Genomic DNA, 25,785 nt, shown 5'->3' on the forward strand with positions numbered 1-25,785 from the left:
ACAAGGCCAGTTTTGCCGGAGGATGATTCCCATGATGATCCGAAGACTCCTTCAACTGTTTACCGGCCTGGCCATGTACGGCATTTCGCTGGCCATGTTCATCCGTGCCGGCCTTGGCCTTGACCCTTGGGATGTCTTCCATCAGGGCCTGTCCGGAAAGACGGGCCTCTCCATCGGAGCGGTGGTGGTGATCGTGAGCTTCCTCGTCCTTCTTCTCTGGATTCCGTTGCGGCAGTGGCCCGGCTTCGGCACCTTGTGCAACGCCGTGCTGGTGGGTGTTTTCGCGGACGTGGGGCTGGCGCTGATTCCCGAGTTCTCGCATCTGGGCGGCCAGATCGGCATGCTGGCGGGGGCTGTGCTGCTGAATGGCATCGCGTCGGCCTGCTACATTGGCGCCCGGTTCGGCCCCGGCGCCCGCGACGGGCTGATGACCGGCCTGGCGCGGCGGACGGGGTGGTCGGTGCGGACGTCCCGGACGGGCATCGAAATCGTGGTCCTGGCTGCCGGATGGCTGCTGGGCGGCTCCGTGGGCGTGGGCACAGTGGTGTACGCCCTGGCTATCGGACCGCTGGTGCAGTTGTTGCTGCCGCGGTTCACGGTGCCGGAGGCGCCGCGCCCGGTCCCGCTTCCGCTTGAGTCAGCCGCCGATCATGCAGTTCCTGCCGGCGGCGGCTGGCAGCTCGGGCAGAAGTAGATGTCCCGCTCCTCGGTGCCCGCACCCTTGGCGAGCACGCCGTGCCGGATGGGCGTACCGCATTTGAGGCACGGCTGGTGCTCGCGGCGGTATACCCAGTATCCAGGTCTTCCGGCCATCCGTCCCACCGGCATTCCGCGCGGGTTGAGGACGGTGGTCCGGCGCCCCGGCCCCAGGTTGGCCTCCAGCAGCTGCTTGGCCGTGGTCATCATGGCGGCCAGGTCCGTCACCTCGGAGACCGGTGCTGCGGGATGGATGCCGGACAGGAAGCAGGCCTCGCAGCGGTAGATGTTGCCGATGCCGGCGAGGTTTCGCTGGTCCAGCAGTGCCACGCCGATGGGAACGTCCGGCGCTGCGCGCAGCCGCCGTTCAGCCTCCGCCATGTCCCAGTCCGGCCCCAGCAGGTCCGGCCCCAGGTGGCCGACGACGGAGTCCTCGTCAGCGGTGCGAACCACTTCCAGGATGCCAAGGGAAAACCCGACGGCGTCCGCCGTGGCCGTGCGCAGTACGCACCGCGCGGTGAACCCCGGTTTCCGCCAGCGGCCGCCGGGCGGGTAGACCTGCCAGGCGCCTTCCATCTTCAGGTGGGAGTGGATGGTAAGCCGTTCCTCCGCCGGACCTCGAAGCCGCATGAAGAGGTGCTTTCCGCGGGGCACCACCTCGTCCACGGTCCAGCCCGCCAGCTTCAGGGTGGCGAACCGGGGCACCCGGAAGTCGGAGGCTGTGAGTTGGTGCCCGGCCAGGGCGGCATGCAGCTGGGCCGCCGCCCGCCAGACGGAATCGCCTTCAGGCACGGATTCTCAGTCCCTTCGGAGTCGAATAGGCGCCGGCGTGGGTCAGGGCAGCGGCTGCGGGAGTGTCCAGGATGCCGTGGCCGTTGACCTTCTCCATGATGAGCTTGTCCACGGCGCCGCGCTTGACCACGCCGACCAGGGCTGCTGCCGCGGCGGCCAGCACCTCCGGATCTTCATCGAAGGCGAGCAGCGTCTTGCCGCCGCGTTCCACGTACAGTGCCAACGCGCCGTCGACCATCACCACCAGGGCTCCGGCTTTCCTGCCCGGACGGTGGCCGCTTCCGGCCTCGACACTGAGCGCGGGCCACGGCAGAGCCGCACCGTACGGGTTGGCGGGGTCGGTCGCGGCAAGCGCAAGGGCAACGGGCTCCGGCTTCGCCAGCTGGGAGTCTTCAGAGTACGACCGCAGCCGGTCCACGGTGGCGGGAACGGCAAACTGCGCGGCGCCGAGGTGTTCAATGAAGTACCCCCGGCGGCAACGCCCGGCCTCTTCCAGCCTGGCAAGGACTTTGTACATCAGGCCGAATCCGCCCAGGATGTTCTCGGCCATGACGGAGCCGCGGGTGACCACCCCGTAGCGGTCCAGCAGAAGCTCCGCCGTGGCGCGGGCATGGATGGTGGGGTCCAGTTCCGGCAACGGCAGGGCGGACCACCGGCCGGCCGCCAGCGGAGGGGTAGGGGCGGCGCCGGTCACGGAGCCGTAGCGTCCGCCGGTCAGCCCGGCAGATCCCATCAGGCCGGTTCCGTGGGCGCGGCCCAGCCTGCTCATGCGGGGTGCACGCGCCCGCGGGGCCCGGGCAACCTGCCGGTGCGCCGTGTGGCCGCCGGCGATCATGGCCCGGACCGGAGCGAAGGTGTCGCCGGTGATGCGGCCCGCCCACGCCAGGTCCCACAGGGCGGACACCACATCCTGGTCGCTCAGCACGGAATCCATGCCGCCTGCAATGTCGGTCAGCTGGCGGAAGAAGTAGCCGCCGCCGTTGTTCTGCAGGTGCTCCAGCAGCCGCTGCTGCGCGTCCCCGGGCTGGTAGTCCGGAGCGGGGTTCAGCGTGAGTTCGGCCGAGTCCGCAAGGTGCAGGCTCACCCATCCGTCATTGCCGGGCAGCGCGCCGGCGCCGGACCAGAGGACCTCGCCGGCGGCCATCAGCTCGTCCAGCATGGCGGGCTGGTAGTCGCTGACGCGGCTTGCGAGGACGAGCGGCTCCCACGCCGAGGCGGGAACCGGCACGCCGGAGAGCTGGTCGACGGCGGTGATGATGCCGTCCAGCCCGCGCAGGGCGGACTGGCCCCGGCGGCCGGGAGTCCGGACGTTCTGCCAGGCAGGGAGGAACCGTCCGTACGCGGAGGCATCCACGGGTTCCACTTCGGCCCGCAGCGCCGCCAGCGACCGGCGGCGTAGCTTTCGCAGCACCTCGGCATCGCACCATTCACTGGTGCCGGCCAAGGTGATGGTAGAGGCGGACGGCAACGCCGGCGCATCTTCCTCGCCGGGTTCCGGTGTTTCGGGCACTTGGCGGGGCGGTGTGGCGTGCGGGCGGAACTCGCCTTCCACCACGCGGCCGTCCGCGGCGAGCCGTTTGAGCGCGGTGCCGACGACGGCGACGCCGAGTCCCAGCCGGGCCGCGGCTTCCGCTGCGGTGAAGGGCCCGTGGGTGCGGGCGTAGCGGGAGACGAGGTCGCCCAGGGGGTCGGCGACAGGTTCGATGAACGCCAGCGGCACCCCCATGGGCAGGGGCACCCCGATGGCGTCCCGCAGGCGGGCAGCGTCCTCCACGGCCGCAAAGCGCTCGACGCCGCCGATATTCACCCGGAGTGCGCGGTTGGCCCGCTGCAGGGCGGCTAGGTGGGCAGCGGCGTCGGCCACGAGTGTTCCGACAGGCTCAACCACCGGGGCTGGCTCAACGCCCGGGGCTGGCTCGGCTACCGGCGGTCCGGCGGGTTCCAGCCGCGCGGCCACTTCCGCGGGCGTCAGCGGACCGAGCAGCCGGAGCAGATCCGCGACACCTTCCATGCCGCGCACCCGGCGGTCCGGGGCGAGGCGCTGCAGCTCCCGTTCGGTGGCGTCGATGACCTTGGCGTCGAGCAGTTCGCGCAGCTCGACCCGGCCGAGGAGCTCGTTGAGCAGGGTCGAATCCAGCGCCAGCGCCGCGGCCCGGCGCTCGGCCAGCGGCGAATCGCCCTCGTAGAGGAACTGCGCGACGTAGCCGAACAGCAGGGACTTGGCGAACGGCGAGGGCTGCTGGGTGGTGGTCTGCAGGATCCGCAGCTCCCGGCGCTCGATGGACGCCGCTATGTCTTTAAGCGCCGGAAGGTCATAGACATCCTGCAGGCATTCGCGGACGGTCTCGAGGACGATCGGGAAGGTGGGGTACTTCCGCGCGACGTCCAGCAGTTGGGCGGAGCGCTGCCGCTGCTGCCACAGGGGCTGCCGTTTGCCCGGGGTCTGCCGCGGGAGCAGCAGGGCCCGGGCGGCGCACTCACGGAAACGGGAGGCGAAGAGAGCGCTGCCGCCGACCTCCGCCGTCACGATCTGTTCGAGTTCCTCCGGGTCGAACAGGAACAGTTCCGCCCCGGGCGGTTCGTCCTCCATCATGGGCACACGCAGCACAATGCCGTCATCGGCGGCCATCGCGGAGCCGTCCATCCCGTAGCGCTGGTGCAGCCGCTGCCCGACGGCGAGGGCCCACGGCGCGTGCACCGGCATGCCGAACGGGCTGTGCAGCACCACCCGCCAGTCGCCGAGTTCGTCGTGGAAGCGCTCCACCACCAGGGTCGTGTCGCTGGGGACCACCTCGGTGGCCAGCTTCTGCTCGGCAAGGTACTGGATCAGGTTGTTCGCGGCGAAATCGTCCAGGCCGCTGGCCTTGCAGCGTTCCATCGCCGGCCCGACGTCGGACGCGGACAGTTCGCGCACGAACGCGCCCAGGGCGCGGCCGAGGTCCACCGGGCGGCCGAGGGAGGCGCCCTTCCAGAACGGGAGCTTCCCCGGCTGGCCGAAGGCGGGGGAGACCAGGACCCGGTCGTGGGTGATGTCCTCGATCTTCCAGCTGGTGGCGCCGAGGGCGAACACGTCACCGACCCGGGATTCGTAGACCATTTCCTCGTCGAGTTCACCGACCCGGCGGCCGCCCTTGGCTGCCGCGGCGGCCGGACTGGCCGCCCGGCCGTCGCCGCTGGCGGAGCCCGGGGATCCGGAGGAACCGGTCCCCTCCGTCTCGGTGCCGATGATGTAGACGCCGAAGAGCCCGCGGTCCGGGATGGTGCCGCCGGAGGTGACCGCCAGCCGCTGGGCGCCGGGGCGGCCCTCGATGGTGCCCGCATTGCGGTCCCAGATGATCCGGGGCCGCAGTTCGGCGAATTCGTCGGAGGGGTAGCGGCCGGCGAGCAGGTCCAGGGTGGCCTCGAAGGCGGACCGGGGGAGGGAGGCGAACGGCGCTGACCGGCGCACTGTGGAGAACCATTCCTCCACATCGATGGACCCGAGCGCCGTCGCGGCGACGGTCTGCTGGGCCAGGATGTCCAGCGGGTTCGCCGGGACGTAGAGCCGTTCGATCTTGCCGGCGAGCATCCGTTCCACGGTGATGGTGGTGTGCACCAGGTCGGCGCGGTGTTTGGGGAACAGGACGCCCTGGGAGACCTCGCCGACCTGGTGACCGGCGCGGCCCACCCGCTGCAGCCCGCTGGCCACCGACGGCGGGGATTCCACCTGCACCACCAGGTCCACGGCGCCCATGTCGATGCCCAGTTCAAGGGAGGACGTGGCCACGACGCAGCGCAGCCGGCCGGATTTCAGGTCGTCCTCGATCAGGGCCCGCTGGTCCTTGGAGACCGAGCCGTGGTGGGCCCGGGCCAGGACCGGATCGGCCCCGACGGTGCTGCCGGCCTGGGCCATCATGTGCGCCGGTGTCGCGGTGGAGGTCGGTACCGCGGCGGAAGCGCCGCCGGCCGGTGCGCCGGCCGGCTCGAAGTCGGGCGCACCGGCGCCGGACCCGTCCAGGCCGCCGCTTGCGGCCATCAGTTGCCGCTCGGCGTAGATCTCGTTGAGCCGGGCGGTCAGGCGCTCCGCGAGGCGTCGCGAGTTGGCGAAGACGATCGTGGACTGGTTGGCCATCACCAGGTCCACGATCTTCTCTTCCACATGCGGCCAGATGGAGGCCTGCGGCTGCAGCCCTGAGGCAGGCCCGGAGTCGAAGGCGCCGGCGGCCCCCTGCAGGTCGGACATGTCCTCCACCGGCACGGAAACTGTCAGGTCCCAGTTCTTTTTGGACGGCGGGGCCACGATTTCCACCGGCGCGGAGCCGGCCAGGAACTGGGCCACGAGTTCACGGGGCTCCACAGTGGCCGAGAGGCCGATCCGCTGCGCCGGTTTGGGCAGGAGGGCATCCAGGCGTTCGAGTGATACGGCCAGGTGCGCGCCGCGCTTCGTGCCTGCGACGGCGTGGACCTCGTCCACGATGATGGTGTCCACTTCGGACAGCGTTTCCCGGGCTTTTGACGTGAGCATCAGGAAGAGGGATTCGGGCGTGGTGATCAGGATGTCCGGCGGGTGGCTGAGCAGCGCGCGGCGGTCCGCCGTCGTCGTATCTCCCGAGCGGACGCCCACGGTGATCAGCGGGGCGGGCAGTCCCAAACGCTTTGCTGTCTGCGTGATGCCGATGAGCGGCGCGCGGAGGTTGCGTTCGACGTCGACGCCCAGCGCCTTGAGCGGCGAGATGTACAGGACGCGGGTTTTCCGCTTGGGTGTCTTGGGCTTCCTGCCTTTGGCGGCCGGGTCCAGGCCCGGCAATGCTTCCGGCTCGGCGGGAGCGGATGACTGGAGTCGGTCCAGCGCCCAGAGGAACGCCGCGAGCGTTTTGCCGGAGCCGGTCGGGGCGACTACCAGTGCATGGGACCCGGACGAAATAGCGTTCCAGGCGCCGTTTTGTGCGGGCGTGGGCGCGGAGAACGCACCGAGGAACCATTCCCTGGTGGCCTGGCTAAACCGGTCCATGGTCCGCGCGGAAGTACGCCCGCCGGCTGGCGTTCCTGATGGTGTGTCGCCCGGCGGCATGCCGCTGGCGGACTCCTTCCCCTGCATTCTTCCATCATGCCCTACGGCACCGACACTCTTGGCGGCGCCCCTGACAGGGCTGGCGGCGCCCCTGACAGGGCTGGCAGCGCCGCCGTCCGCGGGCGGGCGGGCCGCCCCTGACGGGTCAGTCAAGCTGTCGCAGATTGCGGACCGCAGGTCCCTCCAGCACGGTGCCGTCGCTGCTGAAGCGCGAGCCGTGCAGCGGGCAGTCCCACGACTTCTCGCTATCGTTCCAGCGCACGATGCCACCCAGATGCGTGCAGACGGCGGACAGAGTGCAGCGGGTGCCGTCCACGGTGGACACCGCCACGGGTTTCCGGCCGCGGCGGGACACGATTCCTGCCCCTTCCGGCGGCTGCTCCAGGGATTCGTCGAGGCGCTTGAGCCCCACCTGGCCCCAGTCCTTGGCTGCCTTAGCCGCAACGGCCGCATTGAGGGAGACCGCGGAGGCGGCTCCGGGAGGAGACGTGACCCGGTGGTGGATGACGCCGGCCCAGGGGAGCCGGGTGCCGAGGATATCAGCCGTAATGTCCAGTGCCGCGGCCACGGAGTTGGTCATGCCCCACTTGTTATAGCCGGTGGCGAAATAGACGCGGCCCCGCCCTCGCGGCAGTTTGCCGAAAAACGGCATCAGGTTGGTGGCCTGGTAGTCCTGTGCGGACCACGAATGGGTGAGGCTGGCGCCCGGAAACTGGGCCGATGTCCACGCGACCAGGGTGTCGAGGTAAGCCCGCGCTGACCTGGCATGGCCCACGGGGTGTCCGTTGCCTCCCACCAGGAGGAGCCGCCGGCCGTCGCCAGGATAATCGCGCAGGGACCGGACCGGCGTTTCAACGGAAAGGAAGATGCCGTCCGGCACGGCAGTTGTTCCGGGTAGTTCGAACGCCGCCGCGTAGGAACGGAGCGGCTTGAGTTTGGCAAAGTACAGACCCCGGTCCAGGACCGGTGTCCCGGTTGCCAGCACCACGTCCCGTGCGCGGACTGGCCCGTGGTCGGTCTGGATTTCCACGGGGTCCCGCCCGCCGCCCAGGCGCGGCCCACGGAGCCCGTTCAGCCGCACGCCTGAGACGATCTGCCCGCCGTGCGCGCGGACATCCTCCACCAGGGAATCGATGACTTCCATCGGGTGAATCTGGGCCTGCCCGGCGAGGCGGATGGCGCCGCTGACGGGAAAGGGCAGCCCAGGGTCGTTCACGTACTCCGCATCGAGCCCGGCGGCCCGGGCTGCGGCCAGCTCCCGTCGGAGGGTTTCGGTCCCGTCCGCGGAGGTGGCGTAGGTGTAGGCCTCGCGGTGCTGGAAAGGCACACCCCGGTTTGCCAGGTACCGGAGCAGCCAGGCCTGACCCTCGCGGTTCATCTCGACGTAGGCACCCACTACTTTCTCTGAATACTGCTGGCGCAGCGCTGAAAGCACAGTTCCCTGCAGAAGCGAGACCTTCGCGGTGGTGTTGCCGGTGGTCACGGCTCCCGGGCTCCGGGCTTCGACAACCAGCACCTTGTTGCCTGCGCGGGTCAGCAGGAGGGCGGCCACCAGTCCGGTCAGTCCGGCCCCTGCCACCACGGTGTCAAAGGTGCTGCGGGGGTGGAACTGGTCGCTGCGGAAGGCGTGGTCGCGGTCCAACCAGAGCGAGGTCATGTTCCTGCCTGCCTTTCCCGGTCCCGCAAATGCCGTTTCCGGAACGTCATCGGCGGGACTCCGACGGACTTCATAAGTAGACTTATCATGTCATGAGCAGCGTGACCGGGGAACAGGAGCGGCACCATGAAAACAACCGAAGCCGCCAGTGTCCGATTTGGCTTTCGGAAGAACGTCCAGAAGTCGTCCCTCCTTGCCGGGGCGGCACTTTTTCTTGTGGGAGTGCTGGGTTTCATTCCGGGTGTCACTGAGAACTATGGCGCGCTGGCCTTTGCCGGGCACGACTCGGAGGCAATGCTCCTAGGCGTCTTCCAGGTGTCCGTGGTGCACAACCTCATCCACCTGCTGTCCGGACTCGCCGGCGTGCTGATGTCGCGGCGTCCGCTGCCGGCCCGGAACTTCCTGATCGGCGCCGGGGTGTCGTACATGGTTCTGTGGACCCTCGGGCAGTTCCTGGCACTGGACTCGCCCGTGAACATCCTCCCCGTTAACAGTGCCGACAACTGGCTGCACCTGATTATGGGCATGGCACTGATCGGGTTCGGCGTGGCGTTCTCCCGCGATGCGCCCGCAAGGTTGCGAGAATCCCGCGCTTAAGTTCTTGGCGCTTAGGTTCCTGCCGGGGCTAAGTGCCTACCGGACGTGGAACGCCCCGATAGTCAGCAGCTCGATAGCTTCGTTGCTGCAGGCGGTCCGGGGTTCGGCGAGGAACAGCGAAGCGGTCTCCTCCGGCGGATAGACCCGGTAGCCGGCAGCCTGCGTAGCGTTGCAGTCGGTGTAGTTCCCCGCCTGCGTGTAGCGCATGTCCGCGGCCCCCGCCTGTCCCGGGGCAAGGAGGACGTCCGCAACGGGCGAGGACCCGTCCTGCCTGGCGGGGGCACCGATTGGGGCGCCGTTGGCGTCCGCTGTGAGGGACACGCCCGGGAAGCCCCTCAGGAGGCACGGCTCGGTGCCGGAGTTGGTAAGGATCAGTTTGGAATAGATGCTGCCGGCGGCGCCGCCGCCGGTGGAATCGGAGGATACGGTCAGGTTGGCGGCTTTGCACAGCCCCTGCTGCGCGGACGCCGGAGTCGACGACGGCGGCGACGCCGCCGGAGTGCTGGGTGACTGGCTCGCGGCCGGGGCCGACGAGGAGGCGGGGGCGCTGGATGTGGAAGCAGCCCCGGAAGTTCCCTGGGGCTGCGGCTGGCTGGGCCCGCAGGCGGTGAGCAGGAAGGCGGCGGCCGCAACCGCCGTCGTGATGGCAAACCCGTTTTTGATTGGCTGAGACCTCATGGCTCAAACTTTATGCCTGCGGTTGCCTGAGTCAACGATGCCACGACCGCTGCCGCGGATTGATGCCCGGATTGTGATTTCCGGGCATCAATCCCGCGCGCTACTTCTTCGGTACCGAAGCGGCTCCAGGAACGGGGGCTTCTGCGGGATTCCGGGTCCGGCCGCGCATCAGCGCGACTCCGCCGAGGGCAAATCCGCCGATGCCGGCCACGAGGCCTGCCCAGCTCCGCGCCTGGGCGCCGTCGTCCATGGTGGAGTCCGAAACGGAGGAGGCCTGGCCAGTGTCCGTCCCTGTTTCGGTGGACGCCGCTGCATGGCTGCCGTGTCCGGCTGCCGCGGCCGCGGCGGTGATGGTGAGCGAAGGTGCCGGAGCTTTGAGCGAGTGCGGGTCCTGACCGTCCTTGGCGATCTCGGACCAGTCCGTCTGGCCCTGTTCGCAGTTCTGCAGGGTGGGGAAATGGAGGGTCGTGCCGGCGGCGTCGGGTAGCTTGACGGAGAGCACCAGGGCGTCGCGGAGCTCCGGGTTCAGAGGTGCCTTGGCGGTGTAAACGATCTGGCTGGTCCGCTTGGTGATGGTGGCACCGTCCGCCAGCTTTTTCGGTTCCGGCAGCTGCTCCACGACCTTTTCCACGGTCCAGTTCGGGTTCACCGTGGGCTGGGCGTCGTTGAGTTCCTCGGGCAGCGTGATGGTCACCTTGGTGGTGCCGGAGTCGTCGCAGCCGTGCGGGATGCCGAAGGTGAGCAGTGCGTAGGAGTTGGCGTCGGTCTTATCCGGCGTGACACCTACGTGCGCGGAGGCAGCCGTGACGCCGGCCAGCATGAGGGCTGCGGTGCCGCCGGCCACTGCCGTTGCGGAGAGGGTACGGCGTAAGGACAGGGGTGATGACTTTTTCAAAGGAAGGGCCTTTCAGGGGTGCACGACGCGCCAGGGCGGTGCACGAGAGTATCGAGGGGTGTCCGGCGCCGGGCGGGGACCGCCGGGAACGGCGGATCAGCAGGCGGGCGGGGCCGGAAGAGTGTCAGGAAAGTACGACGGCGGCGGGCGGGCCCCGCGGGCAGTCAGCCCTGAGGTTGCGCCAGGGGAGGGGAGCTGAATCCTCCGGCCAGCCGGCGGCGGCGGGCGCCGCGACGACGTCGGGCATGGCCGCCCGGGGGAGCCGGACGAGCGGCCGGAGCCACGCCGCGAGCGACCAGAGCGCAGCTTCGCCCTTGGCGAGCAGGAGTGCGCACGCAAGGGTGGCCAAAGCGTGTCCGCCCAGCATAAGGCCGGCAACCCAAGGTGACTCGTACTGGTGCAGGTGGGTGGCGGCGCTGCCTGCGGCGTCCAGCGGAAGGCCGGGGAACGGTACTGAGGCGGGGTGGTGCCCCGCCGGTTCTGCCGGTGCCGCTCCGGCCGGAGAGCTGAGGGCGCTGAAAGCCTCGTGGAGGACCAGCTGTCCGGTACCCAGGAGCGCAGCCATCGCGGGGAAATTCAGTTTGCACCGGGTGGCCGCAGTGGCCGCCATGCCGGTGAGGGCCAGGAACGCCGCCATGATGCCGGGCGCCGGCAGGTCACCGCCGCCAACCACGTGGGCTGCTGCTGCAAGGGTCACGATCATCGCTGCGACCATGGCCGCGCGGAGGGAATGGAAAGGAGTCCGGGCGTGGCGAGTGCGCACGGAGACCTCCCTTGGGATCGGTTCGTTGCCGGCTTCGTTCCGCGGCCCCGTCCGCAACGCTGGCGCGTGGAACAGGGTGACGGATCCCTGTAATTCTAGCCGGGAAATGGCGGCCGCCCGGCTAGTCCGTTTCCGGCCCCGAGCAGTAGTGGCAGTCATCCTCACAGAGGGTTGTGCCGGAGGCGGCCTGCTGCGAAGAGTCGGTGGTCGCCGTCACGAGCTGCTCCCGGCCAGCTCGTAGCCGTCACCCACATGGAACAGCCGCCTGCGGCCAAGGCTGGTCTTGATCCACACAACGTCACCGTCCGCAGTGCGGTCGTCCACCTGCCCGGTGTACTCGATCCGGCCGTTGCGGCTCAGCTGGACGCTGTCGCCCACTGGCACGTCGTCCCAGCCCGTAATGCTGATCACCGAATTGTTCTGCGAAGTCACGTGTAGTCCCCGTTGCCCGTTCCTGAAACCTGGTTGATTCCCGATGCCGGCAGCTGGTGGTCAGCGCCGACATGACTCATCTAAGCCGCCGGGGGCGGCGCGTTCAATGGATGAAGTGCTGAGGCTGGGCCGAAGGAACTGTGCAGGCGCCCAGCAGTCCCTATGCCGCGTCCGGAGCCCGGCCTAGACTGCTGGCATCAGCAGCCACCAATCCGAGGAGACAACCATGGACTACGCAGGTACGGGCAATGAGAAAGCCGTTGCGGCGGGCGAGCTTAACCGGACTCACATCGGGCACACGGTCAGCTTCCAGCCGGACGAGTTCACGCTGGTGTTCGGCAGGATCGGTGCCGTCGCCCGCAAGGAGGGCGGAGTAACCATCGCACTGGACGGGGTTGACGGCGCCGGAGGGCTGCAATCGCACTACAGCCTGCCCCCCACGCAGAATGTGTACGTCCAGCCGGACATGCTGACCAACACTGAATCCACCATCAAGGATCTTTTTGGCAAGGTCCAGGAGAACCTGCGGGGCGGCGGGCACAAGGGCGACCAGCGGCCGGACGTGCCGTAAGGTTCGCTCCGTGGGCCACTGGTGCTCCGTAAGGGCAGCGGGGCGTTACGGAGGACCGTCTATGGCATCGGGGAAGGATGCGCGGAGTGCCGCAAGCAGCCTGTCGAAGACCTCGTCCGCGTGGCCGGTGCCTTCAACGCTCAAGAGGATCCCGCGCTCTGAGTAGGCCGCGGCCACCGGCTCCGTCTCGCGGTAGTAGAGCTGGAGGCGGTGCCGGATGACCTCCTCGGTGTCGTCGGCGCGTCCCATCACGGTGGCGCGGTGAAGCATGCGGCGGGAAAGTTCGGCGTCGTCAACCGTTAGTTGGAGTGCGACGTCCAGGGCATGACCGTCGGCGGCAAGCATGACGTCGAGTTCAGCCAGCTGCGAGGTGTTGCGCGGATAGCCGTCCAGGAGGAAACCGTCCCGGACGTCGGCCTGGGCAAGGCGGTCACGGACCATGTGGTTCGTGAGATCGTCGGGGACGAAGTTGCCCGCGTCCAGGTGGGCCTTGACGTCCCGACCCAGCGGCGTCAGGTCTTTCACGTGGTTGCGGAAGACCTCGCCGGTGGACACTCCGCTGATGCCGAGGCGCTGCGACAACCGTTCGGCCTGAGTTCCTTTGCCGCACCCCGGAGGGCCCATAATCAGCATTCGCATCGTTGAGACCGCTCCCCGGGTGGCGTTGAAAGGTGTCCCCCTATGGTGTCCGTCCGGAGGCGGGAGCACAAGGGAGCGGGGCGCCGCGCTTCCGGTTGATCAGTCCGTCTTCTGACCCAGCTCCAAGAGATCAAGGTCGACGTTGCCGGTTCCAGGTTTCGGGGAGCCGCGGCGCTTCCGGAGCCGGGTGGCCCGGTATTCATCGCGGGACAGCGTGTAGGCGTAGTAGGTGAAGGCTCCCGTCAGGGCAGTTAGGAACAGTGCGCCCCAGAACGGGCCCTCTCCACGTCCGAGCGGATCCAGGAAGAGCACCACAGAGAAAGCGGTGCTCAGTCCGGCAAAGACGGCGAGAACCCCCATGCCCCACCATGTGCTGACCTGGGCGTGGCCACGGCCGGGCGTGAAGCCGATCTCATCACTGGGGTAGCTGTGCAACTCCCCGGTGCTGGTCTTGCGGAGTACCCGCTTCTCGCCGGCCGCCACCGCCGTCTTGTGTTCGGCGTATACGGCATCCTCGCGCCGCTCCCGCTCACGGTCGTAGACCATGGTTGGTCCTTTCTATGGCAACGTAGCCAGGTTCGCCCGGGAAGGGCACAGTGCTGTGAGGAAAGTTCTCCCGGGTGATCTCCAGTGTTCCGGGGTGCTCCTCGAACCATCTTCGTGCCTGATCGTCGGTCACAGCGTACAAGGGCTTTGGCAGCCCCTTGGCCTTCCGGAGCTTGCCGGCCTGCCACTCCTCGCGCAGTGCCCTAATGCTAAGGAGCCAGCCGCCGGTGAACAGGGCCGCGCATACGATGGAACCAACGATGGTTATCAGGCCCCTGCCCATGTCTCCCGGGTCCGGGAAAGATGTAACTAGGGCAATGAGCCCGAAAAGTACCCCCAGCGGGGCCAGGAGCGCCGGGATCGTCATGAGCACGGTGACGATGCTAAGCCCTGTGAAGGTCCTGGCCCGGTAGTTGCCGCCTGAGGCGTTGCTGCCTCCGAGGCCCCACTCTTCCGGGGTGTACGCGTGGATGATGAGCTCATTGGTCCGCTGAAGACCGTACCCGTACCAGTACTTGGGCAAGGCGGGATGCTTTCTTGGTTCAGTGCCGGCCAAGGTCTGTTTTGTCCCTTCCAACGAGTTGCTGACTGCCCGTGATTCGTGGAGATCTCCCGGACACGTAGCCCTCACACTAACGAAAAATGAGGCTGACGACTGTCAGCGCCCGGACGGGTGGTGGGGGCCCGAATTGGGCTGGGCGTAGGGTGGAAGTTGGACGAAGGGAATACTTCATGAAGAAAATCCTCATGGTACTGACCAGCGTTTCCGAGATCGGCGATACGGGAGAGAAGACCGGCTACAACGTGGCCGAGGCTGCACATCCCTGGAAGGTCTTCAAGGATTCCGGGCACTTCGTCGACTTTGCGTCCATCAAGGGCGGCCAGCCCCCGCGCGACGAGGTGGACAAAGACGATCCCATCCAGGTCGCTTTCACGGAGGACGAGACCACGCGCGCAGGTCTCTACAACACTGCCCGCGTCGACGTCGTTGATCCCGACCAGTACGACGCCGTCTATCTCGTGGGCGGCCACGGCACCATGTGGGACTTGCCGGACAGCGAAGGCTTGCAGAAGCTCGTGGCCAGCGTCTACAACGCCGGCGGCTTGGTCGGCGCGGTCTGCCACGGACCGGCCGGCCTGCTGAACGTGGAACTGGCGAACGGGTTCCGCCTCGTCGAGGGCCGCAAGGTGGCCGCCTTCACCAACGACGAGGAGGTTGCCGCGGGAAAGGACAAGGTCATCCCGTTCTTCTTGGCAGACCGTCTTGAGGAACAGGGCGCCACCCACGTCTCCGCGGATGTCTTTGAGGAGAAGGTCGTGGTTGACGAGCGACTGGTGACCGGCCAGAACCCGGCCTCGGCCGCCGGCGTGGCCAAGGAAATGGAGAAGCTCTTCGCAGAGGTCATCCACCAGGAAAAAGCCGAGGAACAGCACGAGACGGAGGCTTTGCGCGCCGAGAAGGACGCCGAGAAGAACGCCAAGAAGGCTGCGGCAGAGGCAGAGCACTAACACCTGCAGCCCCTGACCTGAGAGAGGGCAAGTGCCTACGAGCTTCGCCGTCGCCCAGCCCGCGCATCCCCTCGATTACTGGCTCTCGCCTGAACTGGCCCGGATTAGCCCGCCGGCTGCGCCTTCCCGGTTGCGGCAATTAGCCGACGCCCAAGGAGCCCTGGCCGCGGCATGGAGCAGCGCGATCGGCGGCGGATCCGTCCTGATCCTGGGTGGCGGGTTCATCACCGTCATGTCCGGGAACCCTGTGTGGGTCATGTTTCTCGGTTTGACGGGTGCTGCCCTGACGGTGCTGGGCCGGTTTTCCTGGAAGCGGGTACGTGCTTCACTGCCTGATACAAACAGACTCCTCATCACGCGGGGCCCTGGCTCGGCCCGCGGCGGCGTGGTGATGGTGTCCTTGCTGGCCGCCGTCCTGGGCGGGATCCTGGCCGCGGCATTGCCTGCCGGCGCCGTCAGGGGCACCGCTACGATCGTCGCCGTGGTCGGCGCTTATGTGCTCACCGTGGCTCTTCTGGCGGTCTGCATCCTGGCCACCTGGCGCGACCCTTACGGCACCGCGGGTTACGGCCCCCTGTAGAAGTAAATGACCGTCCTGCTGCGTATGGGGACTGCAGCGGAGTTAGCTGACGCGGCGATAGCGGATGTGGGTTGCCAGCGGTGAGTGAAGCACCTCGGCGGGTTCGAAGCCGAAGGATTCAACGCCGTCGAAGATGCGCTCACCCGAACCGAGTAGGACCGGCGCGATATCGAGGGTGAGCTCATCGATCACGCCGGCGATCAGTGCCTGCCGGACGGTCGAGGCCCCACCGGCGATGTCCACGCCTTGGTCCCCGGCGGCTCGGCAGGCTGCGGAGTAGGCCGCGTCGAAGCCCTCGGTAACGAAGTGGAAGGTCGTCCCGCCGTCCATTTGGATCGGGTCATGTGCATGATGGGTCAGCACGAACACCGGCGCGTGGTAGGGCGGTTCGGCCCCCCACCACCCGGTCCATTCCTCATCCCAGTCCCCGCGGATCGGGCCGAACATGTTCCGACCCATCACATACGCGCCCCGCGGGCGCATGAGCCACTCGCTCGCCACCTTGTCGGCATCGTTGGCTCGCGGGTCGCCGATGTGCCAGCGGTGCAGCTCCAGCCCCCGCTTGCCCAGCGGGTCCTCGCGGCTCTGGTCCGGCCCGGCGACGAAGCCGTCCAGCGAGATCGACATGTGGCAGGTGGTGTCCGGCACAGCGAACCTCCTGAGTGAATGCGACCTGCATGCGGTCGCGTGTGGGTTCTGGGGATCGTAGCACGTGCCGGCGTCAGTGGCCTGGTGGGCTGTGGCTATGACTTGCGTTCGCTGCCTCAGCGGGTAGGCTCGCGGCACGTCACGAGGTTGGGATGTGTCTGTCTCAGGACAACCAGCCCGGTCCCGCAGCGAAGGAGAAGTCAATGAGCAGCCGACCCGCGGTACCGGGGCTTATTGCTGGAGTGTTCTTCCTGCTTTGGGCGGCAATCTTTCTGACGTGGGCGCCGGTGGGCACTCTGCGCCTGGTCACTGGCATCATCTTCGTGCCGATCGGCTTGGCTCTGATCCTGAAGTACTTCATCTACCGCCGACCCTCAAAACGCGAGCGCTCCATATCCATAGCCTCGGCCGATGACCACTAGGACCCGAGCGCTCCGCAACTTGGCCGGCTACGCTGCCGGTTTCGTGCCGTCCGTGCTGATCGGCGTCATCGCAATGCTGGCCGTCGTTTCGCGGGCACGATGCTCAGCTCAACTCGGGTAGCGTCTCGTAGATGAACGGTGACAGAAAGCCCACGCCAGAGCCGAATAGCCGGTCCCACAAGTCCGGGACACGCGAACGCGGAGGCCCTTAGTTGGGCCTGTAGGCTCTGGTTCGTGATTGCTCAGATCGTAGGAGAAGGCCAACCGCTCGTCGTCATCCACGGATTCGGCGTCGATCATCGGATCATGCTGCCGTTGGAGGACGCGCTTGATGAGTCCGGATGGCAGCGCATCTATATCGACCTGCCGTGGGCCGCGGGGAATGCTGACGTCGATGTCAGCAGCGCGGAGCAGGTCGCGCAGGGGGCCCTGGACGACATCCACGAGTATCTTGGAGACCGGTCCTTCGCGGTGATCGGCAACTCGTTCGGAGGCATGATTGCCCGGTACGTCGCGCATGAGCTTCGAGATCGAGTCCTTGGGCTGGCTACTCTTGCGGGCGTATTCGAGCCGACCCATGAGGCGCGTATTCTTCCCCGCCGGCAGGTTGTCCGGGAGGACCCCTCCGTCCTGGCTTTGGCCGGACAGGTGAGGAATGACTACGAAGAGCTGACCGTCGTTCAGAGCGAGGCGACGCTGGAGGCATTCACACGGTACGCACTTCCCGGTCTTCGCTCAGTGAACCAAACGATCCTGGATCGGGTGGCAGCGGAGTACGCGCTCTCTGTAGAACCGGAGATCGCGCACCCTGCTCCCTTCGAGGCTCCCTCATTGCACCTTTTCGGGCGCCAGGACCATGTCACTGGTTACGAAGACGGCTGGAAACTCCGCGACCACTACGTCCGGGGCACGTACGCGGTGCTCGACGCGGCTGGCCATAACGCTCATCTCGAACGTCCGGACCTTACTGCCGCGCTAGTGAAAGATTGGCTCGCACGGACCAGCGCGTCTGCCATGTGAGTGGACCTTTCTAGGACACTCCAACAGGCTAGATGCGGTCAGGGTCGCGTTGTCGCGTAGAGCAGCATGTCGCGCCGGGTGTCACCAATCTCCTGGTGGCTGCGGAGCAGGCCCTCCCGCTGGAAACCGGACGCCTAGGCAACGCGACGTGAGTTGCTGTTCCACGGCTCGATGTACAGCTCAATCCGGTGCAGAGCCGGGATGGTCCAAGCGAACGCGGTCAGTGCCTTCAACGCGCTGCTCGCGATCCCTCGGCCCCGGTGCGCGGGGGCAACCGAGTAGCCGATCGTCGCGCGGCCGGCGGATATGTTCTGAAGCCACAGGCCGATGGCACCAACGGCGTTGTCGGACTCGGCATCGGCTATTGCGAAGGACAGCCCTTTTCCTTCGGCTAACCGTCCGCGCTGTCGGTGGATCCACTCCAGAGCCTGCTGTGCCGTGGGTAGTGCGGGAAGGCTGCCGATGAGAGGGATGTAAGGATCGTCCCCCAGCTCCAAGGCGAGATGTACGTCGTCGTCGGTGAACTCGCGCAAGATGACCGAACCGTAGGTCGGGGGCGTAGTCGGCCAGGACGGTAGGTGCTCAGTCATACACTGATTATCTCCATGGGCATCGTCCAGGGCCGTCTAGGAGACACTCGATGCCGGACAGGCTGGGTTTGTCACCGCCGGCCCGTTTTGGGTGGAGGACCGGCGGCCGGGCATTTATCCGTAGCTTCCTTAGACTCGAAGCATGGTCAGCGTTGTCAGTGATGCGTATTCGAGCAGGGCGGCGGAATACGTCGAACGCTTCGCTTCAATGGGTGCTGTCCACCCTTCGGATCGTCAGCTGGTGGCGACTTGGGCGGATGGTATCGAGGGTGCGGTGCTCGACGCTGGCTGCGGTCCGGGCCACTGGACGAACTTTCTCACTGAAGCCGGGCTTCCTGCCCTCGGAGTGGATCTGGTTCCCGAGTTCATTGAGCACGCCCGCGTTGCCTATCCTGGCATTCCGTTCCGGATAGGCAGTCTCGATGCTCTCGATCTCAGCACCGGAACAGTTGGTGGGGTGCTCGCGTGGTACTCACTGATCCACCATGAGCCAGAGACTATCCGCACTCCTCTCCTGGAGTTCAGGCGAGTACTCAGCCCTGGTGGTGCCCTGCTGATCGGCTTCTTCGAGGGTCACGTCGTCGAGAAGTTTGAGCATGCGGTCGCCGCGGCTTACGAATGGCCGGTAAGTGATCTCTGCGACGAGTTGATAGCCGTGGGCTTCGATGTGGTCGAGACACACGCACGGGCAACCACCGGGCAGCGATCCCACGGGGCGATTCTCGCGGTTTGCTGAGGTGCTCGGTAAGGGATCCCTCAGAACGCCCGCTCCCTCGGTGTTCGCTCGGAATTTGTGAGCGAGATAGACGCCGGTCCGGCATGATGGAGCCATGCTCGTGGAGAAGATTCAGCGCTGGGGTGATGCAACCTTTGGCGCCCCAGCATCTGCCGACGCTATCCAGGCGTGCGAAGCCCAACTCGGGCACAGACTCCCTGATTACCTTCGGCAACTCCTTGCTGAGACGAATGGCATCGAGGGTGAGTACGGACTTGGCCTGCTTTGGAGCACGCAGCGGATCGCCAGCGATAACGCCTACTTCCGGAACGACGCTGACGTCAGCGACTCCTTCATGCCGTTCACCGGACTCGTCTTTTTTGCTGACGCCGGCAACGGTGACCAGTTTGCCGTTACTCTCAGCGGAAACCACGACGTCTACGCCTGGAACCACGAGGACGATAGCCGGGCATTGGTTGCGCCGACTGTGATGCGCTATCTCGAGGAATGGATGACCGGGAGACTCAAAATCTGATTGGCCCGATCGCGATCGTGCTGGAACCTATTATCCAGGCATGGAAGACGGGAAGATTGCAGACGTCGAACGCCTTCGAGCCCTCTACGTAGTGCATGTCGGCCCGTGCGATGTCGAGGGCGATGACCTCAATCGGGTCGAGATCCGTTGCAGTCATGCGCCTATCCTTTCGCAAGGCCAGGGACTCGGCCGCCTTGGTGAGCGAGTTGGTCGCCGACTTCCCGTTGCTCGCTAGGCGTAGGCCTTCGGGAGAATTTTGTTACTGCTGCGTTACCCCTGGCCTGTCCTAGACAAAGCAAAAGGCCCTGCTTCCCTTTGTTTACAAGGGAACCAGGGCCTTTCTCATTCGCGGTGACGGTGGGATTTGAACCCACGTTGGCTTTGACACCAAACAACATTTCGAGTGTTGCACCTTCGGCCGCTCGGACACGTCACCAACCTGAATAGGTTACCGGAGCATGGCTCGCTTCCCCAAAACGAGGGCGCGCCGGAGGCGGAAGTCTTCCCCGCGCCCGGTACGGGGACTAGATTCGTAAGCAAGATGATCAATTCCCAGCAGCAATCTGAACACCGTCCCCAAGCCCGGGCCTATTGGACTGTCGGCCACGAAAAAGGCGAGCTCCGCACGGAAGAGCTGCCCGCGCCGGGCCCGGGTGAGGCGCTGGTCCGCGCCCTGTATTCGGGAATCAGCAAAGGCACCGAAACCGTGGTCCACTGCGGCAAAGTACCGCCACGGGTTGCCGAACAAATGCGGGCGCCCCTGCAGGAGGGGTCCTTCCCGTCGCCGGTGAAGTTCGGTTACCTCTCCGTGGGAATCGTGGAGGACGGCCCGGAGGGCTGGGTGGGCCGTACCGTGTTCTGCCTGCACCCGCACCAGGACCGCTACATTGTTCCGGTCGAGTCCCTGACCGTGGTCCCGGAGAACGTCCCGGCCCGGCGGGCGGTTCTCACCGGAACCGTCGAAACGGCCGTCAACGCCCTGTGGGAAGCCGGCCCACGGCTCGGTGACCGCGTCGCCGTCGTCGGCGCGGGCCTGGTGGGCGGCATGGTGGCCACCCTCCTTCGCACCTTCCCGCTGCAACGGCTCCAGCTGGTGGATGTCGATCCGGCGAAGCGGGCGTTCGCCGATGCCCTCGGCGTCGAATTCGCCAACCCCAACGACGCACTGGCCGACTGCGACATCGTTATCCACTGTTCAGCTTCCCAGGAAGGGCTCGAACGCAGCCTCCAGCTGGTGGGCGACGAAGGGGACGTCATTGAAATGTCCTGGTACGCCGACCGCAAGGTCACCATCCCGCTGGGGGAGGACTTCCACGCCCGCCGGCTCTCCATCCGCGCAAGCCAGGTGGGAGTGGTGGCACGCGCCCGCCGCCACCGCCGGACCAACGCCGACCGGCTGGCGCTCGCCGTGTCCCTGCTCAGCGATCCCGTCTACGACACGTTCCTCACCGGCGCATCGTCGTTTGCGGAACTTCCCGCCGTCGTGCACGAGCTGGCCGAGGGCCGCCTGGACGCCCTCTGCCACGTCATCGAATACCCTTCCGAACACCCCGCCGAAGACAAGAGGTAGCCCTTGTTCAGCCTGACCGTCCGCCGCCATTTCATGATTGCGCACAGCCTTCCCCGGGAAGCCTTCGGGCCGGCCCAAGGCCTTCACGGGGCCACCTTCGTGGCGGAAGTGACCTTCCGCCGTCGAGCCTTGAACGACGACGCCATCGTCCTGGACATCGGCGCCGCCGGCGGGCTCATTGAAGAAGTGCTGGCGGGCCTGAACTACAAGAACCTGGACGAGCACCCCGATTTTGCCGGGAAGCTGAGCACCACCGAGGCCCTGGCGCAGTACATCGCCGAGGCTGTCGCAGCCAAGGTCAGGGGCAGTTTAGACGGGCGGGAACTTGCCGGACTGGCTGTCACCCTTCGTGAGAACCCGGACGCCTGGGCGTCGTTCTCACTCGACTTCGACGCCGCGTAGCGCAGACCCGTGGCTGCGTCCGGCGCGGGCAGGCCGGCGGTCCGGCTGATCGTTCCGGGCAATGTGCTGCACAACTCAGGGGGCAACGCCTACAACGCCGAACTGGCCCGCGGGCTCACGGACCTCGGGGTGGACGTGCGCATCTGCCGCATTGACGGCAACTGGCCGGTGGGCAGCGAGGAAGAACGACGGCGGCTGGCAGTGTTGCTGCTCGACGGCGGGGACGCCGGCGGTTCCACGGGCAGTGCGACGGCCGTGCCGCCGGTGACCATCGTGGACGGGTTAGTGGCGCTGGGTGCGCCTCGTGCACTGGAAGAGGCCGCGGCCGCGGGGCGGCCCGCCTGGATCCTGGTACACATGCAGCTGGCTGAGTACCCGGACCTCGAAGGGCGGGCCCTGGCTGCCGCGGCCGGTGCCATCTGCGCCAGTTCGACGGCGGCCTCCGAGCTCCGGGCCCGGCACTCTCCACTAAGGCACGATTCGGCCGGGGTCAGCCAGACGCCGATCCATGTGGCGCTGCCCGGCACCTCTGCCGCACCAGCAGCCGCCGGATCCAACCCGCCGCACTTCCTGGCCGTGGCAGCCCTCCTGCCTAACAAGGACCAGCTCCTGCTGCTCCATGCGCTCGCGGGAATCAGGGACCTGCCCTGGACCGCGTCACTGGTCGGCTCCGATGCTGCAGACCCGGCCTATGCCGAAGCCGTCAGGAGCGCAATCACCGGACTGGGACTGGGGGACCGGGTCTCAGTCGAGGGCGAGCTCAGGGGGCAGGCCCTCGACGCGGAATGGGCCCGCGCGGATCTCAGCCTGCTGATCTCGCAGGCCGAAACCTACGGGATGGTGGTCACTGAGTCACTCGCCCGCGGCATCCCGGTGGTGGTGCGGGACGGCACGGGCGCCGTCGAGGCGCTTGCGGCCGGGTCACCGGGTACGGCAGAAGCTGCCGACGGCGGCGGGGCACCCGCGCTGCCGGGCGCCGCCGTCGTGCTCGGCACGGACCCTGCCCCGCTGGAAAGGGCACTGCGCCGCTGGCTCAGCACGCCGGAGCTGCGCTTGCGCTGGCGCGAAGCGGCATTGGCTGCGCGGAACCGGCTGCCGGGCTGGGACGTCACGGCCGGAACCGTGCTGGACTTCATTGCAGCGGCTGGCTGACTTGCCGATGACCGGCGAAGAACTCCCGGAGCAGGTCGGCGCACTCCTGCTCGCGGACTCCGGCGTAGACCTCCACCCAGTGGTTGAGGCGGCGTTCGCGAAGAATGTCGAACACCGAACCGGCCGCCCCTGCCTTCTCGTCCCATGCTCCGAACACCACACGGGGAATCCGGGCCAGGACAACGGCGCCTGCGCACATGGCGCAGGGCTCCAACGTCACCACCAGGGTGCACTCCGCCAACCGCCAGCCATCGCCCTGCGGCAGCGACTGCAGCCGGGCGGCCGCTTCACGGATCGCCACCATCTCGGCGTGGGCGGTGGGATCACCGTGCGCCTCCCGTTCGTTCCTGCCAGTACCCAAGATGTCGCCGTCGGGCCCGATGACGATGGCGCCGATGGGCACATCCCCGGTCCCCAGGGCACGCCGTGCCTCGGCCAGGGCAAGGCCCATCCATTCGGCATGGCGGGGCTCCGGGGAAGTCATGGCTCAATGATAGTTTCGAAGATACGGAAGGCGCAGGCGACGGATGAGCCCGGGAGACGACGTGAAGACCTTGACTGACCGCATTACCGACCGGTGGGGGCGGTGGGTGGTGCCTTACGCCGCCCTCTGGATCACCATGCTGATTGGCGGCGTAATCGTTGTGACGCTGGCGTTCCTCGGCGCCGAAGTCTACGACAACGTGGTGGACGAAGCCGGCCTCGCCAACCTCGACAAGCCCGCGCTGGCTCTGTCCGAAGACCTCCGGACCCCCTGGCTCAATTCCGCCGTTACCGCCTTCACCAACATTGGCGGCGGGATCGGCATGCCGATCGTCGGCAGCATCCTGACGGCCTGGCTGACCTGGGCGGGACGCACCTGGCGGCCCCTCATCCTGGTGGGCGGCGGAGCTGCTGCCTCGGTGACTGCAACCACCTTCGGCAAAAAGCTCTTTGGCCGCACGCGTCCCGACCATGCGGACGCTGTTCCGCCCTTCGAGGATTCGCCGTCGTTCCCCAGCGGGCACACGCTCAACACCACCGTCGTCATCGGGCTGGTGGTCTATCTGGCCTGCCTGCAGATCCAGCGGACCGTGGCCCGGGTGTCCATGATCACGGCGGGTTCGCTCTTCATCATCGCCATGGGCCTGAGCAGGGTCTTCCTCGGCCACCACTGGCTGACTGACGTCATCGCCGGGTGGCTCCTTGGCCTTGCCTGGGTGGGAATCGTGATCCTGGCCCACAGGCTGTTCCACGTGATGCGGCACCGCGAGCATGCCGGTCCTGCCCCGACGTTCGACCACCCGGTGCTCCGGGAGGAACTTGCGGCCCACCATGCCGCACACCGCGCCGAGGACCACCCGGAGGGCACGGACAGCCCCGGGCAGGCCCGCGGCCCGCGGGGCGGGGACACCACCTCCGGGTGATAGTTTTGACCCATGCGCACACTCGTCGTGGACCACCCGCTGGTCGCTCACAAGCTCACCGTTCTGCGGGACAAGAACACCCCTTCCCCGGTCTTCCGGCAGCTCACCGAGGAGCTCGTCACGCTCCTCGCCTATGAGGCCACGCGGGACGTCCGCACCGAACCCGTCACCATCGAAACGCCGGTCAGCACCACCATCGGCACTGCGTTCACCAAGCCCACGCCGCTGGTGGTTCCCATCCTCCGCGCCGGACTGGGCATGCTCGAAGGAATGACCAAGCTTGTACCCACGGCCGAGGTCGGCTTCCTGGGAATGGCCCGCGACGAGGAAACCCTGGACATCATTACCTATGCGGAGCGCCTGCCTGAGAACCTGACAGACCGGCAGATCTTCGTCCTGGATCCCATGCTTGCCACCGGCGGCACCCTGCGCGAAGCCATCAAGTTCCTGTTCAAGCGCGGTGCCTCGGACGTGACATGCATATGCCTCCTCGCTGCCCCCGAGGGCCTGGCCAAGCTGGAGGAAGAACTCTCGGACGCCAACGTGACCATTGTGCTGGCATCCATTGACGAGAAGCTCAACGAGAAGTCCTACATCGTTCCAGGACTCGGCGACGCCGGGGACCGCCTCTACGGCATCGCCGGCTAGCAGCCGGGCTGAATCTTCAAGCCGTGGCTGCGGGCCGGGGACTGCGTTCCGGAACGCAGTTCCCGGCCCGCACCCGCGTTCTCGGGAAGCGGTTGCCCTCTTCCGGATTCCGGTGGCCGCGGCTAGCCTGTGGCCCATGGACTGGAAACTCGAACTGGTGTTTGTCCCTGTGTCCGACGTGGACCGTGCCAAGGATTTTTACGTCAACAAAGTCGGCTTCAACGCGGACTACGATGAACGTCCCATGGAGGGCCTCCGTTTTGTCCAGCTGACCCCGCCGGGCTCCGGCTGTTCGATCGCCATCGGCGAGGGCCTCAACGACGCTCCGCCGGGCACCGCTCCCGGCCTGCAACTTGTGGTCAGCGACATCCAGGCCGCGCACAAGCAGCTGAAGGACAACGGTGTTGACGTCAGCGACGTCGACGTCCAGGCCTGGGGCCACTTCGTCCACTTCGCCGACCCCGACGGCAACAAATGGGCCGTCCAATACATCCCCCACCGTCCGAACGGCTAGGTCACAGAATCCCGCCGCTGCCTCTGGTGGGGCAGGATGGAAGCATGAGCTTTCACCCCGACGCCCCCGCAGCGGTCACCGCGGCTTCGTCCGCTGCCATCGTCACCGCCCGTGCCGTCCTGTTCGACATGGACGGCACCCTCGTTGATTCCACGGCCGTCGTGGAGCAGGTGTGGGGTGAATTCGCCGTGCGTTACGGCCTGGACATCGCCGAGATCCTCCGCACCTCCCATGGCGTCCAGGCAGGGGACACAGTGCGGCGATTTGCGCCCGCCGGCGCCGACGTTGCCGCCCTGACCGCGGAACTGGGCGCCATGGAGCGGGTCCGGACAGAGGGCATTGTGGCGTTGCCCGGGGCGGCCGACCTGCTGCGCAGCCTCCCGGCGGATGCCGTGGCGCTAGTGACTTCAGCCGACCGGATCCTGGCCGATATCCGAATGGGCGCCGCGAAGCTTGCCATGCCGGCCACAGCCGTCACGGCAGATCTCGTCACCCGGGGCAAGCCGCATCCGGAAGGTTACCTCCGCGCCGCAGAACTGCTCGGCGTGGAGCCGGCCGATGCCCTGGTCTTTGAGGATGCCCCGGCAGGCATTGCGGCCGGTGTTGCCGCCGGGATCCGGACCGTGGCCATCGGGCCCAACACCGGCCCGCTGCCGGACGGCGTCCTGCACATTGCCGACTACTCCGCGGTATCCGTCACCACGGACGTGGACGACGCCGGCGTCCGGACGATTTCCTTCCGGTTCTGACGCCCAACC

The 25,785-nt window shown here is 67.1% G+C and carries 31 protein-coding genes and 1 tRNA gene; 17 read left to right on the forward strand and 15 right to left on the reverse strand.

Annotation, left to right across the window (positions count from 1 at the left end; all coding sequences use genetic code 11):
• Positions 1-31: 31 nt before the first annotated feature.
• The gene (gene yczE / locus ARTH_RS03175; protein WP_011690488.1) at positions 32-694 is read left to right on the forward strand and encodes a membrane protein YczE; all 663 of its coding nucleotides are present in this window, start codon (positions 32-34) and stop codon (positions 692-694) included.
• Here yczE and ARTH_RS03180 read toward each other — a convergent pair.
• From ARTH_RS03180 to ARTH_RS03190, 3 genes are all read right to left on the reverse strand, one after another.
• On the reverse strand, positions 649-1,488 hold the full coding sequence (locus ARTH_RS03180) for an Fpg/Nei family DNA glycosylase (RefSeq protein WP_011690489.1): 840 nt from the start codon (positions 1,486-1,488) through the stop codon (positions 649-651). The genes yczE and ARTH_RS03180 overlap by 46 nt on opposite strands.
• Positions 1,481-6,478, reverse strand: a complete 4,998-nt coding sequence (locus ARTH_RS03185; protein ID WP_043429341.1) for an ATP-dependent helicase — start codon at positions 6,476-6,478, stop codon at positions 1,481-1,483. Before ARTH_RS03185 ends, ARTH_RS03180 begins: the two co-directional genes overlap by 8 nt.
• A 205-nt stretch (positions 6,479-6,683) precedes the next feature.
• Positions 6,684-8,195, reverse strand: a complete 1,512-nt coding sequence (locus ARTH_RS03190) for an FAD-dependent oxidoreductase (protein ID WP_011690491.1) — start codon at positions 8,193-8,195, stop codon at positions 6,684-6,686.
• Positions 8,196-8,321: 126 nt separating this feature from the next.
• Here ARTH_RS03190 and ARTH_RS03195 point away from each other — a divergent pair, with 126 nt between their 5' ends.
• Positions 8,322-8,792, forward strand: coding sequence for a DUF4383 domain-containing protein (locus ARTH_RS03195; RefSeq protein WP_011690492.1), 471 nt, complete (start codon positions 8,322-8,324; stop codon positions 8,790-8,792).
• Between the two features lie 36 nt (positions 8,793-8,828).
• Here ARTH_RS03195 and ARTH_RS23380 read toward each other — a convergent pair whose 3' ends face one another.
• The 4 genes from ARTH_RS23380 to ARTH_RS03215 all read right to left on the reverse strand — a co-directional run bounded on the left by ARTH_RS23380 (position 8,829) and on the right by ARTH_RS03215 (position 11,560).
• Positions 8,829-9,470: a DUF4232 domain-containing protein gene (locus ARTH_RS23380; protein WP_011690493.1), complete on the reverse strand. Its 642-nt coding sequence runs from the start codon at positions 9,468-9,470 to the stop codon at positions 8,829-8,831.
• 100 nt (positions 9,471-9,570) lie between these two features.
• Positions 9,571-10,365 (reverse strand): YcnI family copper-binding membrane protein, encoded by a 795-nt coding sequence (locus ARTH_RS03205; protein WP_011690494.1) that lies wholly within the window; start codon positions 10,363-10,365, stop codon positions 9,571-9,573.
• 124 nt (positions 10,366-10,489) lie between these two features.
• The gene (locus tag ARTH_RS03210) at positions 10,490-11,128 is read right to left on the reverse strand and encodes a hypothetical protein (protein ID WP_011690495.1); all 639 of its coding nucleotides are present in this window, start codon (positions 11,126-11,128) and stop codon (positions 10,490-10,492) included.
• Positions 11,129-11,341: 213 nt separating this feature from the next.
• A complete protein-coding gene (locus tag ARTH_RS03215) occupies positions 11,342-11,560 on the reverse strand; it encodes a hypothetical protein (RefSeq protein WP_011690496.1) in 219 nt (72 codons plus the stop codon).
• Between the two features lie 226 nt (positions 11,561-11,786).
• Between ARTH_RS03215 and ARTH_RS03220 the strand changes: the two genes are divergently transcribed.
• Positions 11,787-12,131: a hypothetical protein gene (locus ARTH_RS03220; RefSeq protein ID WP_011690497.1), complete on the forward strand. Its 345-nt coding sequence runs from the start codon at positions 11,787-11,789 to the stop codon at positions 12,129-12,131.
• A 45-nt stretch (positions 12,132-12,176) separates the two neighbouring features.
• Here the strand turns inward: ARTH_RS03220 and ARTH_RS03225 are convergent, their stop codons facing one another.
• From ARTH_RS03225 to ARTH_RS03235, 3 genes are all read right to left on the reverse strand, one after another.
• Complete coding sequence (locus ARTH_RS03225; protein WP_011690498.1) at positions 12,177-12,770, reverse strand: adenylate kinase; 594 nt, start codon at positions 12,768-12,770, stop codon at positions 12,177-12,179.
• Positions 12,771-12,869: 99 nt separating this feature from the next.
• Complete coding sequence (locus ARTH_RS03230; RefSeq protein ID WP_011690499.1) at positions 12,870-13,316, reverse strand: hypothetical protein; 447 nt, start codon at positions 13,314-13,316, stop codon at positions 12,870-12,872.
• Positions 13,300-13,839: a hypothetical protein gene (locus ARTH_RS03235; RefSeq protein ID WP_043429346.1), complete on the reverse strand. Its 540-nt coding sequence runs from the start codon at positions 13,837-13,839 to the stop codon at positions 13,300-13,302. The genes ARTH_RS03230 and ARTH_RS03235 overlap by 17 nt, the downstream gene beginning before the upstream one ends.
• Before the next feature lie 209 nt (positions 13,840-14,048).
• On the opposite strand from ARTH_RS03235, the gene ARTH_RS03240 reads away from it, so the two are divergent.
• Together ARTH_RS03240 and ARTH_RS03245 are read left to right on the forward strand one after the other, a co-directional pair.
• Positions 14,049-14,825 (forward strand): type 1 glutamine amidotransferase domain-containing protein, encoded by a 777-nt coding sequence (locus ARTH_RS03240; RefSeq protein WP_011690501.1) that lies wholly within the window; start codon positions 14,049-14,051, stop codon positions 14,823-14,825.
• A 31-nt stretch (positions 14,826-14,856) separates the two neighbouring features.
• The gene (locus ARTH_RS03245) at positions 14,857-15,405 is read left to right on the forward strand and encodes a hypothetical protein (protein WP_011690502.1); all 549 of its coding nucleotides are present in this window, start codon (positions 14,857-14,859) and stop codon (positions 15,403-15,405) included.
• A 42-nt stretch (positions 15,406-15,447) separates the two neighbouring features.
• Here ARTH_RS03245 and ARTH_RS03250 read toward each other — a convergent pair whose 3' ends face one another.
• Positions 15,448-16,032 (reverse strand): dihydrofolate reductase family protein, encoded by a 585-nt coding sequence (locus ARTH_RS03250; protein ID WP_198011530.1) that lies wholly within the window; start codon positions 16,030-16,032, stop codon positions 15,448-15,450.
• Positions 16,033-16,256: 224 nt separating this feature from the next.
• Here ARTH_RS03250 and ARTH_RS03255 point away from each other — a divergent pair, with 224 nt between their 5' ends.
• The 3 genes from ARTH_RS03255 (at position 16,257) to ARTH_RS03260 (ending at position 17,495) form a co-directional block, all read left to right on the forward strand.
• The gene (locus ARTH_RS03255; RefSeq protein ID WP_043429348.1) at positions 16,257-16,475 is read left to right on the forward strand and encodes a hypothetical protein; all 219 of its coding nucleotides are present in this window, start codon (positions 16,257-16,259) and stop codon (positions 16,473-16,475) included.
• Entirely contained in the window at positions 16,465-16,596 is a 132-nt protein-coding gene (locus ARTH_RS24380) for a hypothetical protein (RefSeq protein WP_269534747.1), read from the forward strand. The genes ARTH_RS03255 and ARTH_RS24380 overlap by 11 nt, the downstream gene beginning before the upstream one ends.
• A gap of 113 nt (positions 16,597-16,709) precedes the next feature.
• Positions 16,710-17,495 (forward strand): alpha/beta fold hydrolase, encoded by a 786-nt coding sequence (locus tag ARTH_RS03260; protein ID WP_043429350.1) that lies wholly within the window; start codon positions 16,710-16,712, stop codon positions 17,493-17,495.
• 134 nt (positions 17,496-17,629) lie between these two features.
• Here the strand turns inward: ARTH_RS03260 and ARTH_RS03265 are convergent, their stop codons facing one another.
• Positions 17,630-18,085 (reverse strand): GNAT family N-acetyltransferase, encoded by a 456-nt coding sequence (locus ARTH_RS03265; protein WP_011690506.1) that lies wholly within the window; start codon positions 18,083-18,085, stop codon positions 17,630-17,632.
• A gap of 142 nt (positions 18,086-18,227) precedes the next feature.
• On the opposite strand from ARTH_RS03265, the gene ARTH_RS03270 reads away from it, so the two are divergent.
• Positions 18,228-18,821, forward strand: a complete 594-nt coding sequence (locus ARTH_RS03270) for a class I SAM-dependent methyltransferase (protein ID WP_011690507.1) — start codon at positions 18,228-18,230, stop codon at positions 18,819-18,821.
• A gap of 94 nt (positions 18,822-18,915) precedes the next feature.
• Positions 18,916-19,335: an SMI1/KNR4 family protein gene (locus tag ARTH_RS03275; RefSeq protein WP_043429352.1), complete on the forward strand. Its 420-nt coding sequence runs from the start codon at positions 18,916-18,918 to the stop codon at positions 19,333-19,335.
• On the opposite strand, the gene ARTH_RS23730 is transcribed toward ARTH_RS03275, so the two are convergent.
• Both ARTH_RS23730 and ARTH_RS03280 read right to left on the reverse strand, forming a co-directional pair.
• On the reverse strand, positions 19,325-19,492 hold the full coding sequence (locus ARTH_RS23730; RefSeq protein ID WP_156810606.1) for a hypothetical protein: 168 nt from the start codon (positions 19,490-19,492) through the stop codon (positions 19,325-19,327). The genes ARTH_RS03275 and ARTH_RS23730 overlap by 11 nt on opposite strands.
• A gap of 192 nt (positions 19,493-19,684) precedes the next feature.
• Positions 19,685-19,771, reverse strand: a tRNA-Ser gene (locus ARTH_RS03280).
• Positions 19,772-19,876: 105 nt separating this feature from the next.
• Between ARTH_RS03280 and ARTH_RS03285 the strand changes: the two genes are divergently transcribed.
• Genes ARTH_RS03285 through ARTH_RS03295 form a run of 3 tightly spaced genes read left to right on the forward strand, consistent with a single transcriptional unit; the run spans position 19,877 to position 22,459 of the window.
• The gene (locus tag ARTH_RS03285) at positions 19,877-20,905 is read left to right on the forward strand and encodes a dehydrogenase (protein ID WP_011690509.1); all 1,029 of its coding nucleotides are present in this window, start codon (positions 19,877-19,879) and stop codon (positions 20,903-20,905) included.
• A 3-nt stretch (positions 20,906-20,908) separates the two neighbouring features.
• A complete protein-coding gene (locus ARTH_RS03290) occupies positions 20,909-21,307 on the forward strand; it encodes a 6-pyruvoyl trahydropterin synthase family protein (RefSeq protein ID WP_011690510.1) in 399 nt (132 codons plus the stop codon).
• Between the two features lie 9 nt (positions 21,308-21,316).
• Positions 21,317-22,459, forward strand: coding sequence for a glycosyltransferase family 4 protein (locus ARTH_RS03295; protein ID WP_011690511.1), 1,143 nt, complete (start codon positions 21,317-21,319; stop codon positions 22,457-22,459).
• On the opposite strand, the gene tadA is transcribed toward ARTH_RS03295, so the two are convergent.
• Positions 22,440-22,943 (reverse strand): tRNA adenosine(34) deaminase TadA, encoded by a 504-nt coding sequence (gene tadA, locus ARTH_RS03300; protein WP_011690512.1) that lies wholly within the window; start codon positions 22,941-22,943, stop codon positions 22,440-22,442. The two genes, ARTH_RS03295 and tadA, sit on opposite strands and share 20 nt — an antisense overlap.
• Before the next feature lie 136 nt (positions 22,944-23,079).
• Here tadA and ARTH_RS03305 point away from each other — a divergent pair, with 136 nt between their 5' ends.
• From ARTH_RS03305 to ARTH_RS03320, 4 genes are all read left to right on the forward strand, one after another.
• Positions 23,080-23,865: a phosphatase PAP2 family protein gene (locus ARTH_RS03305; RefSeq protein ID WP_232223636.1), complete on the forward strand. Its 786-nt coding sequence runs from the start codon at positions 23,080-23,082 to the stop codon at positions 23,863-23,865.
• A 12-nt stretch (positions 23,866-23,877) separates the two neighbouring features.
• Entirely contained in the window at positions 23,878-24,513 is a 636-nt protein-coding gene (upp, locus tag ARTH_RS03310; RefSeq protein WP_011690514.1) for a uracil phosphoribosyltransferase, read from the forward strand.
• Positions 24,514-24,649: 136 nt separating this feature from the next.
• Positions 24,650-25,027: a glyoxalase superfamily protein gene (locus ARTH_RS03315; RefSeq protein WP_011690515.1), complete on the forward strand. Its 378-nt coding sequence runs from the start codon at positions 24,650-24,652 to the stop codon at positions 25,025-25,027.
• A 44-nt stretch (positions 25,028-25,071) separates the two neighbouring features.
• Positions 25,072-25,776, forward strand: coding sequence for an HAD-IA family hydrolase (locus ARTH_RS03320; protein WP_011690516.1), 705 nt, complete (start codon positions 25,072-25,074; stop codon positions 25,774-25,776).
• Positions 25,777-25,785 lie beyond the last annotated feature (9 nt).

Origin of the sequence: Arthrobacter sp. FB24, from assembly GCF_000196235.1 — a bacterium.
Taxonomy (GTDB): Bacteria; Actinomycetota; Actinomycetes; order Actinomycetales; family Micrococcaceae; genus Arthrobacter.

Excerpts from the sequence above, each read along its gene's own strand:
- yczE (WP_011690488.1), top strand. The coding sequence starts at position 32 with ATGATGATCCGAAGACTCCTTCAACTGTTTACCGGCCTGGCCATGTAC.
- ARTH_RS03185 (WP_043429341.1), bottom strand. The coding sequence starts at position 6,478 with ATGGACCGGTTTAGCCAGGCCACCAGGGAATGGTTCCTCGGTGCGTTC.
- ARTH_RS03190 (WP_011690491.1), bottom strand. The coding sequence starts at position 8,195 with ATGACCTCGCTCTGGTTGGACCGCGACCACGCCTTCCGCAGCGACCAG.
- ARTH_RS03195 (WP_011690492.1), top strand. The coding sequence starts at position 8,322 with ATGAAAACAACCGAAGCCGCCAGTGTCCGATTTGGCTTTCGGAAGAAC.
- ARTH_RS23380 (WP_011690493.1), bottom strand. The coding sequence starts at position 9,470 with ATGAGGTCTCAGCCAATCAAAAACGGGTTTGCCATCACGACGGCGGTT.
- ARTH_RS03220 (WP_011690497.1), top strand. The coding sequence starts at position 11,787 with ATGGACTACGCAGGTACGGGCAATGAGAAAGCCGTTGCGGCGGGCGAG.
- ARTH_RS03225 (WP_011690498.1), bottom strand. The coding sequence starts at position 12,770 with ATGCGAATGCTGATTATGGGCCCTCCGGGGTGCGGCAAAGGAACTCAG.
- ARTH_RS03230 (WP_011690499.1), bottom strand. The coding sequence starts at position 13,316 with ATGGTCTACGACCGTGAGCGGGAGCGGCGCGAGGATGCCGTATACGCC.
- ARTH_RS03240 (WP_011690501.1), top strand. The coding sequence starts at position 14,049 with ATGAAGAAAATCCTCATGGTACTGACCAGCGTTTCCGAGATCGGCGAT.
- ARTH_RS03250 (WP_198011530.1), bottom strand. The coding sequence starts at position 16,032 with ATGTCGATCTCGCTGGACGGCTTCGTCGCCGGGCCGGACCAGAGCCGC.
- ARTH_RS03255 (WP_043429348.1), top strand. The coding sequence starts at position 16,257 with ATGAGCAGCCGACCCGCGGTACCGGGGCTTATTGCTGGAGTGTTCTTC.
- ARTH_RS24380 (WP_269534747.1), top strand. The coding sequence starts at position 16,465 with ATGACCACTAGGACCCGAGCGCTCCGCAACTTGGCCGGCTACGCTGCC.
- ARTH_RS03265 (WP_011690506.1), bottom strand. The coding sequence starts at position 18,085 with ATGACTGAGCACCTACCGTCCTGGCCGACTACGCCCCCGACCTACGGT.
- ARTH_RS03270 (WP_011690507.1), top strand. The coding sequence starts at position 18,228 with ATGGTCAGCGTTGTCAGTGATGCGTATTCGAGCAGGGCGGCGGAATAC.
- ARTH_RS03275 (WP_043429352.1), top strand. The coding sequence starts at position 18,916 with ATGCTCGTGGAGAAGATTCAGCGCTGGGGTGATGCAACCTTTGGCGCC.
- ARTH_RS23730 (WP_156810606.1), bottom strand. The coding sequence starts at position 19,492 with ATGACTGCAACGGATCTCGACCCGATTGAGGTCATCGCCCTCGACATC.
- ARTH_RS03285 (WP_011690509.1), top strand. The coding sequence starts at position 19,877 with ATGATCAATTCCCAGCAGCAATCTGAACACCGTCCCCAAGCCCGGGCC.
- tadA (WP_011690512.1), bottom strand. The coding sequence starts at position 22,943 with ATGACTTCCCCGGAGCCCCGCCATGCCGAATGGATGGGCCTTGCCCTG.
- ARTH_RS03305 (WP_232223636.1), top strand. The coding sequence starts at position 23,080 with ATGCTGATTGGCGGCGTAATCGTTGTGACGCTGGCGTTCCTCGGCGCC.
- upp (WP_011690514.1), top strand. The coding sequence starts at position 23,878 with ATGCGCACACTCGTCGTGGACCACCCGCTGGTCGCTCACAAGCTCACC.
- ARTH_RS03315 (WP_011690515.1), top strand. The coding sequence starts at position 24,650 with ATGGACTGGAAACTCGAACTGGTGTTTGTCCCTGTGTCCGACGTGGAC.
- ARTH_RS03320 (WP_011690516.1), top strand. The coding sequence starts at position 25,072 with ATGAGCTTTCACCCCGACGCCCCCGCAGCGGTCACCGCGGCTTCGTCC.